Source organism: Clostridium sp. 7_2_43FAA (assembly GCF_000158375.2).
Lineage (GTDB): Bacteria > Bacillota > Clostridia > Clostridiales > Clostridiaceae > Clostridium > Clostridium tertium.
In genome coordinates this window covers 2,594,926-2,612,586 of record NZ_JH815222.1, presented here as the reverse complement: position 1 = coordinate 2,612,586, position 17,661 = coordinate 2,594,926, and the positions used below count along the sequence as shown (strand labels likewise).

Below are 17,661 nucleotides of genomic sequence, written 5' to 3'. Positions count from 1 at the left end.
AAGTTACTGATTTGTATCAGTAACTTTTTTGCTATTGACCACTTAATGCCTTAATAGTAAAATATATACAAGAGATAAAATGGGTATAATGGAGAGGTATTATGTTTAACATAAAATTAAAAAAGTATATTTTAATAATAGTTATTACATTTTTGAGTTTATTTATTTCATTTAATGTCGTAAGTGCAGATAATGGTCCTAAGCCGGAATTAACAATCATAGTTGAAAATCCACCAACTGATGAATATTATTTAGATTTACTTGTTGATTATGAGATTAATTATGGATATACATGGTTACATGAAGAAGAATATGATCAAGAAAAAATAAAAATATTTAAAGATTTTAGAGATGGAAATTGGAGACCTGCATTATTAACTAAGACACGAGCACCTATTACTGGAAGACTTATTGGGGGAGAGAAGGAGATAGGGTTATACATGAATTTGGATATACTTTACCTAATAAATTAAAAATAGCTATATTAGATAGTAATAATAAAATTACAGTTTCTGACGAAATAGCCATAAAAGCGTTGAAAACTACTATTACGTATGACTATAAAAATAATAATATAACTTATAAAAGTAAGATGACATCATTTAAAGACATAATAAGAACTTGTATAGTGACATTACTAATAGAAGGAATCATATTATTATTATTTAGATTCAGTATTAAAAAGAATATTAAATCTTTTATATTAGTCAATGTATTAACTCAAGTATTATTATATGTAGTTTTGAATTTAGTAGTTTATAAATACAATTTTACATCTTTTATACCAACATTTATTACTATGGAGGGAATAATATTAATTATAGAGAGCCTTTTATTTTCAAAATATTTAAAGGAACATACTATAAAAAGGAAAATAGCCTTTAGTGTAGTAGCTAATATTTTTAGCTGTATAAGTGGATTTGTAATATATCTATTTATTTATATAACTTAATAAAATGTTTGTTTTGCGCAAGTATTCTTAGTTATTTAATATAGTCAAATAAAAATTCTATTATAAGTTATATAGAAAAGTTGGATGAAATAAAAATCATCCAACTTTTTTTCATTATCCTCTAGGAATAAATCCAATCTTCTTTTGCATTTTTCTAAGTGTCTTCATTGAAACATAGTTTGCTTTTTCAGCACCTAGTTTGTAGATATCTTCTAATGCTTTTTTATCTTTAAGGATATCTTTAACCTTATTTTGAATTGGTTCTAATTCGTTAACTATAGCATCAGCTACATCTTTCTTTAAATCAGCATAGCCTTTATCCTTATAGTATTCTACAAGTTCTTCTGCTGTTGAACCATTGATTGCTATTAGAAGATCAAGTAAGTTTTTAACACCTGGTTGTTCATCAGAATAATTTATAACTCCAAGGCTATCAGTAACAGCTCTAGATATTTTTTTTCTTATTACTTCAGGTGGATCCATTATTAAGATGTAAGCATTTGGATTATCATCTGATTTAGACATCTTTTTAGTTGGTTCTTGCAGACTCATAACTTTAGCGCCAACCTTTGGAATATAAGGGTCTGGAATCTTAAATGTTGGGCTATAAGTATTATTGAATCTGTTAGCTATATCTCTAGCTATTTCTAAATGTTGTTTTTGATCTTGGCCAACAGGTACTAAATCTGTGTTATATAAAAGAATATCAGCAGCCATTAAAACTGGATAAGTAAATAACCCTGCCCCTATTGAATCACCATATCTTTGTGACTTATCCTTATATTGAGTCATTCTGCTAAGTTCACCCATATAAGTGTTACATGTTAAAAGCCATGCACATTCACTATGAGCAGGAACATGTGACTGAATAAATAAAGTATTCTTTTCAGGTACTATACCTGCAGCTATATATATTGCAAGGACTTCAAGAGTTCTTTGTCTTAAATCCTTAGGTTCTTGTTTAACAGTTATTGCATGTAGATCAACTACACAAAAATAACAATCAAATTCATCTTGAAGAGCAACCCAATTTTTTATTGCCCCTAAATAATTTCCTAAAGTTAATTGTCCTGAAGGTTGAATTCCACTAAAAATAACCTTCTTTTGTTCTGTATTATTTTCCAATTAAAGCACTCCTTTCATTTGTGCATGTTATATATAACGTTTAACTATATCATTAATTATAGATTTGGAAAATTGTCGTGTCAACAAAGAATGAGCTAATATTAGACTTAATAAATTTTATGAATAGTATATGGTAGTTATTTTAAATATTAAGAAAATGTTTTAAAAGATATGATAAAGAATTCTGAGATAGTTTGGATTAATAAACACATATGATAGAATTGAAGTAGCACAGGGGTTTTAAGATTTTACATTTGAAATCAGCAATAATTACAAAAAAAGAAGATTTTGACTTATGTTAAGAATAGATGTATAGAGAGGGAGAAATTAAAAAAGTAAATGATACAAATATTTTAATTAAAGATATAATGTAAAGTTAATATATAATCACTTTTAAGCCTTAACATAAAAAATATCTACTATTAATAGTAAAATTGCTGAAATTAATATTACATCTATAGCCCAAAATGAAAATTTAAATATTAAAGATACTAAAAATAGTAAAGTTAATATTGTAAAAATTATTTTTAATGATTTCATTACACATGCCCTCCTATTAAGTAAATCATTGTATAGATTATTAGTTTATGCAAAATTAATAAAAAAATACTTATCATATAAATAAATCTTATAAAAAACAAAGACTAACCAATTAATTGGTTAGTCTTTAAAACAGAGATTATCTTCTGTTATTTTGAGCTTTTCTAGCTTTTCTACATTCAGGGCATCTTACAGGATCATTATCAAATCCTTTTTCCTTGTAGAATTCTTGTTCTCCAACAGTGAAAATAAATTCCTTTCCACAATCTTTACAAGTTAGTTTCTTATCTTCCATTTTAAAATCCTCCTTAAAATTCATAGGGATAAACTTGATATATTTCTTCGCTTAAGTATATTGAACTTTAAGGAGAGAATTTATCGAGATTAACCTAATCATTTAAATTTTCAAAACAATTATACCATAAAAATAAATAAATTCAATACTTATATAAAGAAAATTTGGATTATTTAGAATCTTTTAATAATTTTTCTTTAGACTTAAATTTAAAGTAGTAAGTAGAAAATACTATAAGAGGTATTAAAATAAAACTAAATAAATTAATTATTTGTAAATACTTTAATACATCATAAAGCACATAGTTATTCATTCCTAAAAAGCTTGATAAAACAAATACTATAAAAGTATATATCCCTATAAAAAGACGTTTATCTTTAATATATTTTCCTAGGATTAATAAGATACTATAAGTAGCTAATACATACTTTATAAAGAAGCCTAAAACTGTTTGGATTATGAAAAATAATTCCCCAAACTCTAAAAATCCTGCTACTTCAATTCTTTGCCCTAATATAAATTCTGGATAAAAAATATTTGCAGATCTTAGTGGACCAAAAGCTGTAATTACTCCAATTATTGAAATAACAACAAATGCAGAAGTTATAACTCCAGCATAAAGAGTATGTTTTCTTATATGTTCAAATTCATTTATATACTTTAAAAATGGTATTGCAATCATAAATGAGGAAAATCCACCTAAAATGAGGAAAAGAGAAACAGTAAAGCCTGAAGATATACCGTTTCCAAGTACAGGTAATAAATTATTTATATCCTTATAACTTTGAGTTAATGCAAAAAATACTATTCCATTTATTATAATTACAAAAACACTTACTAAAACAAATATTAATATAGTACGCAACCTTTTATTAAAAATAAAAAGTGATGGAAGTATAAAAAATATTAATGCATACCAAACTGGAGTTTCAAGAAATAATGTAGAATGTAATACATTAGCCTCAACAGCAGCTGACTCAATAGCATTTATAAATAAAGTAAGTGTAAATATAAGCATTAAAATAACGCTTATGGCTTTTGGCATAGAACGAGCAAAAATATCATTTATATCAAAAGTCTTAGTGGAAACACAAATATTAATTATATAAATTAAAAAGATAACAAATATAATTGATGCAATAAGAGAAGCAAGCCAAGTATCTCTTCCCCCTATATCTATGAATATAGATGGATATGTTTTAACAGATATAAATGCCACCCCAATTATAAATAATATAAAATGTTTACTAGAAATTTTATTCATTATTAACCACCCTTCTAAAGTTAATGGGAAAAGTGAAAGAATGAAAGAGTGAAAAGTTATTGAAATAATTTAGCTTTGCTAAATTAAGAAATATAATTAATAATTCTTTCATTTTCTTATTAATACAATGTAAAAGTATATTAATGAATTAATGAAAGGCTTTCTGAAACAATCTTTATTTCAATAAATTTAAGTTACTAATTTAATAGAAAAACTCCATAGGAGTTTAACCTTGATTTTTCATTCTTTAATTCTTTCATTCTTTCATAGTATTAGCAAAAAAATGAATATTAAACAGTTTTTCAACAAATAATACAATCAGGTGATGTATATGAATAATTTAGAATATGTAAAAGAGAAATTAAAAAACTCTTTTGATGTTAAGTATAGACCGGTTCAAACGGTTATTGGTAAAGCGACAGTAGTATTTATCGATGATTTATGTAATGTAAATATGATAAGTGAATATGTACTTTTACCTTTAAGAGGTTTTGGAAAGATAAAACCAGAGGTAGGAAGTGTTACTTCTATAAAAGAAATAATAGAAAATGTTTTAGATATAGGAGCAACAGATATTGCAAAGGATGTAGATGATGCAATAATGCACATATTATCTGGAGATCCAGCTGTGATTTTTGAAGATTATGAAGAAATCATATTCGTAGAAACTAAGGGATTTCCAGTAAGAGGGGTTGGGACTCCAGAAACAGAATCAGTATTAAAGGGACCAAGGGAAGGATTTAATGAATTAATAGTTAATAATGTTGCATTAATTAGAAGAAGAATTAAAAATCCAGATTTAAAATTTGAAGCTGTAGTTGTTGGAGAAAAATCTCAAACTGCAGTTGCTGTATGTTATTTAGAGGGTGTAGCTCCAAAAGATCTAGTTGAAAATGTTAAAGAAAAGGTAAATGGCTTAGATTTGAGATTTATTCTAGATACTAACTACGTTGAAGATGCCCTAAAAAATCAAAAAAGCTTTTTTGATACAGTAGGATATACCGAAAAACCAGATGAAGTTAGTGCAAAGCTACTAGAAGGAAGAGTAGCTGTAATAGTTGATGGAACACCATTTGTTATTACTGTACCATATTTCTTTTTAGAAAATTTTCAAATGCCAGATGATTATTACTTAAATAAGTACTATACAAATTTTAATCGCATATTAAGATGGTTTGCATTTTTTATAGCAACATTAGTACCAGGATTATATGTAGCAATAATAACATATCATTTTTCTATGATACCATCATTATTTATGTTTAGACTTGCAGTATCAAGGGCAGGAGTTCCGTTTCCTACTTTTCTTGAGGTAATATTAATGATGCTAGCATTTCAATTTATAAAAGAAGCAGGACTTAGACTTCCACAACCAATAGGTGGGGCAATGAGTATAGTTTCAGCTTTAATTTTAGGAGATGCAGCAGTTGGAGCAGGGATAGCATCAAGAATAACAATAATAGTTGTAGCTTTAAGTACGTTATCATACTTCCTAATTCCAAAGCTTTATGGAGCGGTTTCATTTTGGGCAATAGTTCTAGTTGTATTTTCTGCTGCATTTGGTATACCAGGGTTTTTATGCGGAGCTTTATTACTACTAATACAGTTAGCTGAATTAGATTCAATTGGATATCAATTTTTATTTCCAGTTGGAAGTATTAACGAATATAGATTTAAAGATGTGGTACTTAGAGGTAGTTTAGGTAAGATCTCAAAGGATTTTATAAAAAAGGGGGATGAAAAATGAAATTAAAAAGACTAAGTAAGATTTTAGCAGTATTTTTTATTCCTTTATTGTTAGTTGGTTGCTTTAATTATAGAGATATAAATAAAGTTAGTTTTGCAACTAGTATAATTTTTGACACAGATGATTTTGGAAGAGCGATAGTTTATGTTGATTGTGTTAAACCTTATAGAAGTACTAATGAAAGTTCAGATAAAGGAAAAAGAATAATATATAAAGGAATAGGCAAGACAGCATTGGAAGCTTTAAGAGATGTAAATTTAGCTTCAAGTTATGAATTAAATTATTCACAAAATAGAGCATATATATTTACTGAAAAGGCTACAAGAAATGGAATAAAAAGATATGTTGATTTAATCAATAATAATCAAGAATTTCAAATTAAGCCGTATATGTTCATTTATTTTGGAGAAGTTGATGAATTGCTTAAAATTACTTCTAGTGATGAAGAATATTTAGGATTATATTTAGAAGAATTAGTTCATAAGAATAAGAGAAATCAAAGAGCAATGAGAGCAAATATAAATGACTATTTAAGTAATTCCATAACAGCTAGTGATACATATATTGTTGGTGCAATTGAAATAAGAGAAGATGCATTAGATAAAAAGATAGAAATTGGTGGTGGGGCAATAATCAAGGATAATAAATTAGTTGAGAAAATAGATTCTAAAGATGCTATGAGCTATAATTTATTTATGAATAATATTAGAAGAGGAACACTTGAAATGTCTAATCCACAATCACAGCAAGGATTTATTACATTAGATATTTTAGATAATAGTACAGAAAGTAAACTTAAGTATGATGGAGAAAATATTACTTTAGTTAAAAATTTAGAAATGAAGGTTTCAGTCGCAGAAATTCAAGGTAGGCTTATAGTTGATAATGAACTTTTGAAATATATAAAAGATGTTAAAGAAGAAGAAATAGAAAGCTATCTTAGAGATATATTTAATAAGTATAAAGAAAAACAAATAGATGTTTTTGAGGTTGAAAGACTTTTAGATATATATTATCCTAAAGCAGCAGTGTATAATCCGATTGCAAATACTAATTTGGAAGTTAATGTTAATTTAATAGTTGAAGGAACTGGATTAGTAAAAGATAGTCTATAATAAATACTGCAATGAAAATGATTTAGAGGGCAAAAAGTTATTGATATTAAAATGGAAATAAAGTAATATTAAGTTATAGATTATCTGAATTCGATTCATACTATATAAGATGAGATGGGGAGGGAGTATGGACGATTATAAAGCAATGTATCACCAACTTAAGTTAGAGTACGAAGGATATCAGAAAATCACTGAAGAAAAAATACAAGAATTAAGTTCTGTTAATATTCAGCATGAGAAAAATCTTGATATGCTTTCAAATGTAATATTAATTAGTAACTATATAAACTCAAATTTAAGTAGTAAAAATATAATACCTATGATAAATGATATGATAATAGGAATTATAGGTGTAACTCAATCTACAATATATTTGTTAGAAGACTCTAAGTTTGTTATCAAGGCTACTAATGGTACACAAGATAGTATAGCTATTACAGAAGAATGTAAAAATTACATAAGTAAAAATAAGACATTTATCTTAAATTCAAAAGAACCAATTGTAAAAGATGAATTAAATAATATATATATTCATTCAAGGATGGGGGTACCAATAAAAGTTGCTGAAAAATTTATAGGATATATTGTAGCTGACCATACCCATTATAATTTTTTATCAGAGTTTCATGAAATATTCCTAAGTTCAATAGCAAGTCAAATTGCAATAGCTCTAGAAAATTCTATACTATATAAAAAAATAGAAAGGGCAGCTAAGTATGATGCATTAATAGGTATCTATAATAGAAAGACTTTTTATGAAATTATAGAAGAAAGGTTATCTAATGAAGGCGTAGATAAATATGCAATAGTAATGATTGATTTAGATAACTTTAAAAAAGTAAATGATACTTTAGGACATCAATTTGGTGATAAAGTTTTAATAGAAACTGCAAATTTAATTAGGAGTATGTTAGAGCCAAAAGATATAATTGCAAGATATGGTGGGGAAGAAATAATACTATATATAGATTGCAATGGTGATAATGAAGATGTATATATAAGAATAGATAAAATAAGAAATTCAGTATCAAGTAATTTAGTTTCAAATGAAAATAATGAAAGAAGTATTACTGCAAGTTTTGGAGTAGGCTTTTATCCTAATGATGGGAAGACACTTGAAACTGTTATTAATTGTGCAGATAGGTTTCTTTATAAAGCAAAGCACGCAGGAAAAAATAAGGTTATGAGTTCGCATTTTTTTAGATAAAAGATAGAGATTAAGGTATTTTCTCTATCTTTTATTATTTTTTATATTATATTGTAAATAATTTCAATGCTGTAGAATATATATAAATTAAGAGAATAAAAATTCTATAAGAGGAGTGGATTCCAATGATTCAAGTTTTTTGCGCAAAGAGAGGGGCAGGTAAAACTAAAAGATTAATAGAACTTGCAAATGAACATTTAAGCAAAGCAAAAGGGGATTCAGTTTATATTGATGATGATGCTAGACGTATGATGCAACTTAAAGGTAAGATAAGGTTTATAAATACTAATGAGCTTGGCGTAATAGATTGTGATAGCTTTTACGGATTACTTTGTGGAGTTATATCTCAAAATTATGATGTTGAAAATATATATATAGATGCTTTATCAAGTATAGTTACTAAAAATATGTCTGAATCAGCTAAACTGTTTGGAAAGTTAAAGGAATTCTCTCAAAAATTTAATTTAAATTTGTATATAAATTTGAATTGTGAATGTAGTGATGAACTACCAGATTTGATAAGGGAATATGTGGCTTAGAGGAATGGGAAAAGTTAAATAATTATGGAAATAACTCATGCAAGCTGAGTTATTAAAAATGAGAAATGAAAAAGAGAAGTAATGGGAATAATGGGGGATGGTTCGGAAATTCTGATTGGTTGAGAATTTAGAGAGTAGAAGTATAAATGGATAAAGAGGGGTCTGGGAGTCTGGATTATGTGAATTACAAAGTTGTATGAATGAATATTATTTAAAATTTAAATTTGTATTTTAAGTTCAAATTTTGAATAATGAATAAGAGAATTTTAGTTATAATTTGGATTAACAGAATTAATAATAATTAAGTGTCGCAGATTTAGTAATGAGGGGTGATTCTAGTATATTGAATTACTCCTTTTTTATATTCTCAAAATATAACAATAGTATCATTAGTTGTTTTATTGTTGATAATATTTTAATAAAAAGATATACTATAATAAGTAAAATAAATAGGAGGTTACGTAGAATGGCTAATGTTTTAGACGAGTTATTAGATCGTGGATACATAAAGCAATTTACTCATGAGGATGAAACTAGAGAATTGCTAGAAAAGGAGAAAATAACTTTTTATATAGGCTTTGATCCAACAGCAGATAGTTTACATGTTGGACATTTCATTGCGTTAATGTTTATGGCACATATGCAAAAGGCAGGACATAGACCAATAGCACTTCTTGGTGGTGGAACAGCAATGGTAGGAGACCCATCAGGAAAAACTGATATGAGAACTATGCTTACAAAAGAACAAATTCAACATAATGTTGATTCAATAAAGAAGCAAATGGAGAGATTTATAGACTTTTCTGATGATAAAGCAATATTAGTTAATAATGCAGATTGGCTATTAAACTTAAATTATGTAGATTTTTTAAGAGAAGTTGGAGTTCATTTTTCTGTAAATAGAATGCTTACAGCTGAATGTTTTAAACAAAGATTAGAAAAAGGACTTTCTTTCTTAGAATTTAATTATATGTTAATGCAAGGATATGACTTCTACGTATTAAATCAAAAGTATGGTTGTAAAATGCAATTAGGTGGAGATGACCAATGGTCAAACATGATTGCTGGTGTTGAATTAGTTAGAAGAAAGGCTCAAGGTCAAGCTATGGCAATGACTTGTTCTTTATTAACTAATAGCCAAGGACAAAAGATGGGAAAAACAGTAGGAGGAGCTTTATGGCTTGATCCAGAAAAGACTTCACCATTTGATTTCTATCAATACTGGAGAAATGTAGATGATGCAGATGTAGAAAAATGCTTATCATTATTAACATTTGTTCCAATGGATGAAGTTAGAGAAATATGTTCTGTAGAAGGAGCAGCTATAAATGAAGCTAAAAAGCGTCTTGCTTTTGAAGTTACAAAGCTAGTTCATGGAGAAGAAGAAGCAACTAAAGCTAAAAGTGCAGCAGAAGCTTTATTCTCTGGTGGAGTTGATATGAGCAATGTTCCTACAGTAACTATAAGTAAGGAAAAATTAGGATCAACTATTTTAGATATAATGGCTGAAAATAAAATAGTTCCATCTAAAGCAGAAGGAAGAAGATTAATTCAACAAGGTGGATTATCTTTAAATGGAGAAAAAGTAACTGAAGTTACTAGAACTTTAGAAGAATCAGATTTAGAAGATGGTTCAGCATTACTTAAAAGAGGAAAGAAAAACTATAATAAGATAGTTATAGAATAAAAAAACTTAAGGGAGTCGCGTTACGCGACTCCCTTAAGCTTTTGATTAAAAAATACTATTTTTAATCAAATTTAGATAACTACATAATAAGGAATATTTATATATTATTTATGAGAGATTACTATTATTTTCTAATGGTAAAGTTAATTTTACTTTTATTTCATTACCATTAACTATGCTGATTGAACCATTATGATCTTTAATAATTTCGTTACATAAGTATAATCCTAAGCCTGTACTATACTCATCATTAGAAGAATTTGACTTCGTAAATGGTTCAAAAATATGATTATAAACATATTCAGGTATAGGATTTTCAACGAAGTTAGTAATTTCTATAGTATATTTATCATCAGAAGTATAAGAGCTTATAGTAATAATAGAATCTTTACTAGAGTATTTTATTGCATTATCTAATACATTAATTAAAACTTCTTTTATTTTATTTGGTTTAAAGTGTACTGTTTCTTTTGATATATTTGAGTTTATTTTTAAGTTATATTTTTCTGCTTTAATACTTAAATCAGAAATTGTTTGATTAATAATTTCAGAAATGTCTATATCTTCATAAGTATCTTTTATAGATGATAGTCCTTTTGAAATTTTTATTATTTCAAGTACTAATGTATTTAATCTTTCACTTTCTGAGTGAATTCTATCAATGGCACGATATTTAAATTCCTCATCATCTACAACATTTTCTAAAATCATTTCTGAATATCCAATAATTGAGGTCAAAGGTGTCTTAAGTTCATGAGTGACCGTATCGAAAAATATTTTTCTGCTTAAAGCTAATTTTTCAACCTTTTCTTTTTCTTTTTCAATATCTAAGATTTGTTCTTGAATTTTAGATTTCATATTAATAAATTCTCTAGACAATATGGAAATTTCATCATTTTTTTTTGCATTTATATCTATATTTATATCATAATTTCCTTCACTTAATTTTTTGGAAGCTGAAGTTAATTTTTCTATTGGACTAACTATTTTATTTGTTAATCTATAAGAAATAGCAAATATAAAAATGATAAGTGATATTTCAATTAAAGTTAATATGCTTGTAGCTTTCATATAGTCTGAATAAAGATAAGTATAGTCCTTAGTTAAATTGATTATTCCAATGTAAGATTCATTAATTATTATTGGATAGGAAAGCATTCCAATAAGATTGTTGTTGTTATATTTTATATCAACAATAGTTTTACCAGATTTAATATCAGGAATATTTTCAGCGAATTCAGGATTAGCTTTTTCTAAATTAGAAGCAAGCACGTTACCATCTATATCGCATATTTGAAGGTTGCTATCATAGTTAATTGAAATATATTCTATTAAATATTTACTTTCTTGAGATAAAGCTTTATCTTTGTATAGATAATTTCTAACTGACAATGTATATTTAACAGATTCGCGAGTACTTTTCATTATTTCTTTTAATGAAGAGGTAACTGTGCTTTCCATATTATCTTTTAATATTTTTCTAACAGATATATTTAATGAAATTCCTAGTAGTACAATTGTAAGAGTAATAATTAAAGTGAATTTGAATTTAATTTTCATAATTACCTCATCATATATCCAACACCAAAAACTGTTTCAATCACAGATGGGTGTCCATTTGTATCAAGTTTACTTCTAATTCTTCTTATATGAATATCTACAGTTCTTATATCGCCATCATAAGAAAACTCCCAAATATTATCTATAAGTTGTTCTCTAGAAAAAACTTTATTTCTATTTTGAACAAAGAATTCAAGAAGCTCATATTCTTTTGGTTTTAATTGAATAACTTCATCATTTTTTAAAACAGTTCTGTTATTAAAATTAATCTTTATATTTGAATTTATCTTAATGAAATTTTTATTATCTTTAGAAGCAGACTTTTCAATACGTCTAAATACAGCCTTAATTCTACTTGTAACTTCTTTTATATGGAATGGTTTAGTAATATAATCATCAGCTCCAAGCTCAAGTCCAAGAACTTTATCAAATACATCATTTTTAGCTGTAAGAATTATAATAGGAATAGTATATTTAGCATTTATATCTTTACAAAAGTCAAAACCACTTCCATCGGGTAAATTTAAATCTAACAAAATTAAATCGGGTAAAGTGGTATTTAAAAAATCATTAGCTTCTTTTAAAGAAAAGACACTATGAGGTAAATAGCCTTCAGCCTTTAAAGTATGAAATAGTATATCATTTATAGATTTATCATCTTCAACAATAAGTACTTGAGTATTCATTACACATTCTCCTTAATATGGATATTATAATTTAATTATATTAAATATATTTTAAATAATATATAGAAGTATAAAACTATTAGTATTATTTTGCGAAGCAAAATAGTGAAGAGTGAAATAGTTAATAGGGAAAAAGTTAAGGAGAAAATCCTTACAGGATTTTTTTAATAAAAGGTGCTTTGCATTTATAGATTAAATTTTGCGTAGCAAAATATCCTAAGCTTTTCACTATTTCACTTCTAACTTTTCACTAATAAATTGCTTCGCAATTTATAACTAAGGGGTATATTGTCTGTAGATTGAGTAAGCAACTCCATTTTTTAGTTCTATCCAACATAGGGTTTCTCTATGAGTTATAGGTTTTTCATCACTTATATCTAAATTTCCTATATCCATAGGATTTCTTAAATCAATATAATTTATAAAATCATTAAATGAAGCTTCTTCATTTATAGAAGAATTTTTAGGTGGTGGAACATTATATCCTAATGCTAGAAAATCGTGATTTAATAATTGGAAGCTGCAATTACTTGATATCTCATAGGTGGTTAATTTACTATTATTATTTCTTATATAATAACCATCTGGAACATAAGGCTCTCCATTTTCTAGATAAGCAATTTTTTCGTTATCTTTTAATGCTTCTCTTAAAGCAATTTCATTTCCAAAGTAAAATTCAACTAAGTCAACATCTATATAGGTTTTTCCATCAATAGAATAGATATTATTGATACATCCAATTTGTTTATCATAAACATTTTTTAAAACTGTCAAAGTAAATTCTACATGCCTTCCATACTCTTCATTTGTGCCATAATAAGTGAAAGTACCAGCGCTTGAAGTATCAACAGTTGCTACATTCCAAGTTAAAGGAAGTGAAAGCGAGGTTCCATTTATATCAGTAGATACACTTCCAGGAAGGTTATATTCTGATTCCTGATAAATAGAATCTGCAAGCTTAATTACCTCAAATTTAGATGAAATTTCTTTAGCTATTGATTTCATATTTTCAGTATCAACATTATTGGCTAAAGCAGATTTTATTATAAAGTAAGCATCATCATATTTATTAGAATTCATATAAATATCTTTTATTTCTAAATACAAATCCTTATTAGATTTATCTAAAGAAATTGCTTTATTAAAATAGGCTTTTGCCTCATCATATTTATTATCAGTTAGAAGTTTTTTAGCATTGGTAATAGCTTCATCAACTTCATTTTCTTCTACCAAAATTTCTTCTGAAGTATTATTAGAAACTGTTACTTTTTTTGTTGTGTCAGTACAAGAAAAGAGTGAGGAGGTTAATATTAAAAAAAGTGGGATAATAGTTAGTTTTATAAATTTTTTATTCATTGTAAAGTCTCCTTTTAAAATATTTTATGGTAAGTATTGTTCAGAAATTTTATAAACTGAGCCATTCTTTATATCAACCCAAACTAGTAGTATTCTTGCATTATTATTTTTAGTATCATTAAATGATTTAAGGAAATTATCATAAGAAGAATTTACTAGTGTTCCACTAGTTTCATAATTATCGAGTTTTAGAGTAGCTGAGCATAAAGAATACATACAATTGTTATCTATTTGGTATTTAGTAATAGCAGCAGAATTATTTCTTATCCAAACTGGAGCTGGTAAAAAGTATTCACCATTTTCATCAATTCCGGCTTTTCCATCTTTAATAGCTTCTCTAAGTGCTTCTTCTCTTCCTAAATAAAATTCAATTAAATCTAAATCAATATATAATTTTCCATTGTCCATATAAAAATCTTTTACCCATCCAATTTGCTTATCATAAACATTTTCCATAACTGTAATTTCCATTTTAACCTTTCTACCATAATCTTCATTAAAGCCTTCATAAATGAATGTACCTACAGTAGAGGAATCAACTACTTGATTATCCCAAGTTACAGGAATTGATATAGATTCACCTGAAATTACTGCTTTGACTTCATTTGGTAAGGTATAGCTAGTATCTTGATATATGGATAAATTCATGTTTATAGATTCAAATTTAGATGAAATATCCTTTAAAATTAATTTCATATTTTCAATATCTATATTATTAGTTAAAGCTGTTTTTATAATGAAATAGGCATCATCAAATCTATTAAAAGACAAATATATGTCCTTAATTTTTAAATAAATATCTTTATTACTTTTGTCTAATGATATGGCTTTATTAAAGTATTCCTTAGCTTCATTAAAATTATTTTTGGTAAGATATTTCTCACCAGTTTTTATTGCTTCATTTACTTCATTTTCTTCAGTAGAGATTTCATTTTGAGTATCTTCCGATATAGTTATTTTCTTTGAAGTGTTTTGGCATGATACAAATGTAGAAGATATAGTAATAACAGATATAATAATTATTTTATAAAAAAGTTTTTTATTCATTTTTAACCTCCAGTTAAATTCTATATTTATATCATATAAGGTAAAAATTTCTAAAGATTATATAGTTATTTCTAAAATATTTCCAAATGAAAGTTATTTTAATGATAGAGTTTCTAAAGTTATATATGCTAAGGTGTTAGATAAAGTATTCGACATTATAAATAATATAGATGTATATGAGGTGGAGTTATGCCAGGAGTTTTTAATGTAGGTAATTCATACAATACAAATAACAAAAGAATATCTAGTAAGCTAACTTTTGATTCTGGTGAGAAGTTTTCAGGCAAAATAATTAAAAAAGATGATAAAAATGAAGTTACTATAAAGCTAACAGATGGTTGGGAATTTTCTGCACAAATAGACGGAGATATAGAAGGATTAGAAAATGGATTACAAAGATTTCAAGTTGAAGGCTTTGTTGACGGAAAATTAAAGTTAAAAGTTATTGCTAAGAATATCAAAGGTGATGAGTTAGCTCAAGGTGAGTTTAATGATATAATTTCTAGTTCAGGGCTAAGTAAAGAGGATGTTGTTTTATTAAAATCAATGTTAAAGTTTGATATTCCTCTTACTAAGGAAAATATAAGAGAAATTAAGGGACTAATTCAATTTCTAGATAAAATACAAGCAAATCCAAAGGAAATAGATGAATTCATTTCTAAGTATTTAATGGGGAAGGGAATACCTCAAAATAGTGAAGAAGGAATAAAAATTAATAATGTATTAAAAGAGTTTTTAGGCGAGTTTAAAACTTTATCTTATGAGGATATTTTATTGTTCATTGAAAATGATATGGAGTTTAATAAAGAAAATATAAAAGGATATAATAATTTATTTAAAGGGAAAGAAAATTTAATAAAAGTACTTGATAACATTTCTAATTCAATACCTGAACTTAATGATTTTTCAAAGAAGAATATGCTAGAAAATAATTTAAAGCAAAGTATTAAAGGATTAGATACTAGTACTATAATTCCTAAATCCATAGATGTAGATGGACAAAATATAGAAGAACAAAGAATTTCAAAAATATCTCAATATATTAATGGGCAAGAGACAAGTATAAATAATAAATTAGCTAATGATGTGTATCAAAAAAGTGATACTGGTAATTCTAAAGTTAGTATATTGTCACTTCTTAAGTCTATTTCAGGGAAAAGTGAAGATTTACTTAACACATCTTTAAAAGAAATATTAACTAATAGAAGAATGGAGTTCACAAGTAGTGAATTTGATAGAGTCTTCAATTTAATCAATACTATGAAACCAGAAGAATTAATAAATAAGCTTAAAGAAACTATATCTGAGTTTAATGAAATTGGTGCTAAAAATATAGTAGATGATTTTAGTGATTATTTGAATAAAACTAATAATGAAACTTTAGGGGTGAAAGAGGCTTTAGATTTTAGTAAAGGACAATTAGAAAAAGTACTTTCAAGTGTTATGGGAAAAGGTATAACATTAACAGAAGAGGAATTTTTAAAATTAAAAGATGTTATTAATTTAAAGAATCAAGGAATTATAGATAATGAGGTGTCACAAGATCAGATAGGCAATGATTTAGCAAAGGATATACTAACTAAAGATAGTATTATTGGTCTTAATAGTAATAATATTGATAAAGTAAATATAAATGAAAATAATATAATAAATAAAAATCTAACTACAAGTATTCCAACAAAAGAATTGGTAGAAGCTTCTCTAAATAAAGGAGCAGAAGGTAGTAAGGAAATAATTAAAGATTTAATATCTAATTTAAAAAGTGAATCTTTAATATCAGAGAAAATTTTAGATATTATAAAAAATAATATTAGTGATATAAAAGTATTTAATAAAATAAGCTCAGAATATTATTATGCAGATATTCCGGTCAATATAAGGGAAAGAGAATATCCGTGCAAGATAATAGTAAAGGATAATAGAAAAGAAGGTAAAAAGATAGATAGTACAAATGTTAAGATGGTAGTAACAGTAGAAACTAAGAATTTAGGTACAGTAGATGGATATATGCAAGTATTAGATAAAAAAATAAATATAGAATTAAAATGTGAAGAAAAATTTGTTAAAATAATTGATATGACAAAGAGTAAATTAGTTAATAATATAGAAAACATGGGTTTTTTAGTTAATGTGAAAGTATCTAAGAAGGAAAATGAAGTTTCCTTAACAACATGTAGAGATTTTTTTAGTTCAAATGCTGGAATATCACTCGATAGAAGAGTATAAGCTAAACATCTTAGGAGGAAAAATGAAATATAGAAAAAAAGCAGCAGCTTTAAAATATGAGGAAAATTTAATAGCTCCAACTGTTACTGCAAGTGGTATGGGACATATTGCAGATAAAATACTTGAAAAAGCAGAGGAAAATGACGTTCCTATAGTGTATAATAAGGAATTGACAGATCTGCTTTGCAATGTAGATATAGGTGAGTATATACCATCTGATCTTTATGAAGCAGTAGCTCATATTATTGCATATGTGACAGACTTAGATAGTTTGTAGAATTATAAAGGTAAATATAGTTAATATGTTTTGATATG

At 26.3% G+C, this 17,661-nt stretch carries 17 protein-coding genes; 9 read left to right on the top strand and 8 right to left on the bottom strand.

Annotated elements, in window-relative coordinates:
- The first annotated feature begins 101 nt into the window (after positions 1–101).
- Together CSBG_RS13745 and CSBG_RS13740 are read left to right on the top strand one after the other, a co-directional pair.
- Positions 102–473 carry a hypothetical protein gene (locus CSBG_RS13745; RefSeq protein ID WP_008680475.1) on the top strand — a complete coding sequence of 124 codons (372 nt, stop codon included), beginning with the start codon at positions 102–104 and terminating at the stop codon, positions 471–473.
- A gap of 62 nt (positions 474–535) precedes the next feature.
- Positions 536–952: a hypothetical protein gene (locus tag CSBG_RS13740; RefSeq protein ID WP_147568008.1), complete on the top strand. Its 417-nt coding sequence runs from the start codon at positions 536–538 to the stop codon at positions 950–952.
- 114 nt (positions 953–1,066) lie between these two features.
- On the opposite strand, the gene trpS is transcribed toward CSBG_RS13740, so the two are convergent.
- From trpS to CSBG_RS13725, 4 genes are all read right to left on the bottom strand, one after another.
- Positions 1,067–2,077 carry a tryptophan--tRNA ligase gene (trpS, locus tag CSBG_RS13735; protein ID WP_008680469.1) on the bottom strand — a complete coding sequence of 337 codons (1,011 nt, stop codon included), beginning with the start codon at positions 2,075–2,077 and terminating at the stop codon, positions 1,067–1,069.
- Between the two features lie 393 nt (positions 2,078–2,470).
- Positions 2,471–2,617 (bottom strand): hypothetical protein, encoded by a 147-nt coding sequence (locus CSBG_RS18375; RefSeq protein ID WP_008680467.1) that lies wholly within the window; start codon positions 2,615–2,617, stop codon positions 2,471–2,473.
- 139 nt (positions 2,618–2,756) lie between these two features.
- A complete protein-coding gene (locus CSBG_RS13730) occupies positions 2,757–2,912 on the bottom strand; it encodes a zinc-ribbon domain-containing protein (protein ID WP_008680466.1) in 156 nt (51 codons plus the stop codon).
- Positions 2,913–3,081: 169 nt separating this feature from the next.
- Positions 3,082–4,176, bottom strand: coding sequence for an endospore germination permease (locus CSBG_RS13725; protein WP_008680464.1), 1,095 nt, complete (start codon positions 4,174–4,176; stop codon positions 3,082–3,084).
- Between the two features lie 331 nt (positions 4,177–4,507).
- Here CSBG_RS13725 and CSBG_RS13720 point away from each other — a divergent pair, with 331 nt between their 5' ends.
- From CSBG_RS13720 to tyrS, 5 genes are all read left to right on the top strand, one after another.
- A complete protein-coding gene (locus tag CSBG_RS13720) occupies positions 4,508–5,923 on the top strand; it encodes a spore germination protein (RefSeq protein ID WP_008680463.1) in 1,416 nt (471 codons plus the stop codon).
- Positions 5,920–7,038, top strand: a complete 1,119-nt coding sequence (locus tag CSBG_RS13715) for a Ger(x)C family spore germination protein (protein WP_008680461.1) — start codon at positions 5,920–5,922, stop codon at positions 7,036–7,038. Before CSBG_RS13720 ends, CSBG_RS13715 begins: the two co-directional genes overlap by 4 nt.
- A gap of 127 nt (positions 7,039–7,165) precedes the next feature.
- On the top strand, positions 7,166–8,245 hold the full coding sequence (locus CSBG_RS13710; protein ID WP_008680459.1) for a diguanylate cyclase: 1,080 nt from the start codon (positions 7,166–7,168) through the stop codon (positions 8,243–8,245).
- Positions 8,246–8,370: 125 nt separating this feature from the next.
- Entirely contained in the window at positions 8,371–8,784 is a 414-nt protein-coding gene (locus CSBG_RS13705) for a hypothetical protein (RefSeq protein WP_008680457.1), read from the top strand.
- A gap of 466 nt (positions 8,785–9,250) precedes the next feature.
- The gene (gene tyrS / locus CSBG_RS13700; protein ID WP_008680455.1) at positions 9,251–10,471 is read left to right on the top strand and encodes a tyrosine--tRNA ligase; all 1,221 of its coding nucleotides are present in this window, start codon (positions 9,251–9,253) and stop codon (positions 10,469–10,471) included.
- A gap of 108 nt (positions 10,472–10,579) precedes the next feature.
- On the opposite strand, the gene CSBG_RS13695 is transcribed toward tyrS, so the two are convergent.
- From CSBG_RS13695 to CSBG_RS13680, 4 genes are all read right to left on the bottom strand, one after another.
- Positions 10,580–12,031, bottom strand: coding sequence for a HAMP domain-containing sensor histidine kinase (locus CSBG_RS13695; RefSeq protein WP_008680453.1), 1,452 nt, complete (start codon positions 12,029–12,031; stop codon positions 10,580–10,582).
- A 2-nt stretch (positions 12,032–12,033) separates the two neighbouring features.
- Positions 12,034–12,717, bottom strand: coding sequence for a response regulator transcription factor (locus CSBG_RS13690; RefSeq protein ID WP_008680452.1), 684 nt, complete (start codon positions 12,715–12,717; stop codon positions 12,034–12,036).
- Positions 12,718–12,993: 276 nt separating this feature from the next.
- Positions 12,994–14,073 (bottom strand): tetratricopeptide repeat protein, encoded by a 1,080-nt coding sequence (locus tag CSBG_RS13685; protein ID WP_008680449.1) that lies wholly within the window; start codon positions 14,071–14,073, stop codon positions 12,994–12,996.
- A 24-nt stretch (positions 14,074–14,097) separates the two neighbouring features.
- A complete protein-coding gene (locus CSBG_RS13680) occupies positions 14,098–15,120 on the bottom strand; it encodes an Ig-like domain-containing protein (protein WP_008680447.1) in 1,023 nt (340 codons plus the stop codon).
- A 189-nt stretch (positions 15,121–15,309) separates the two neighbouring features.
- Between CSBG_RS13680 and CSBG_RS13675 the strand changes: the two genes are divergently transcribed.
- Both CSBG_RS13675 and CSBG_RS13670 read left to right on the top strand, forming a co-directional pair.
- Positions 15,310–17,346 carry a hypothetical protein gene (locus CSBG_RS13675; RefSeq protein WP_008680446.1) on the top strand — a complete coding sequence of 679 codons (2,037 nt, stop codon included), beginning with the start codon at positions 15,310–15,312 and terminating at the stop codon, positions 17,344–17,346.
- Positions 17,347–17,368: 22 nt separating this feature from the next.
- Entirely contained in the window at positions 17,369–17,623 is a 255-nt protein-coding gene (locus tag CSBG_RS13670; RefSeq protein WP_008680445.1) for an EscU/YscU/HrcU family type III secretion system export apparatus switch protein, read from the top strand.
- Positions 17,624–17,661 lie beyond the last annotated feature (38 nt).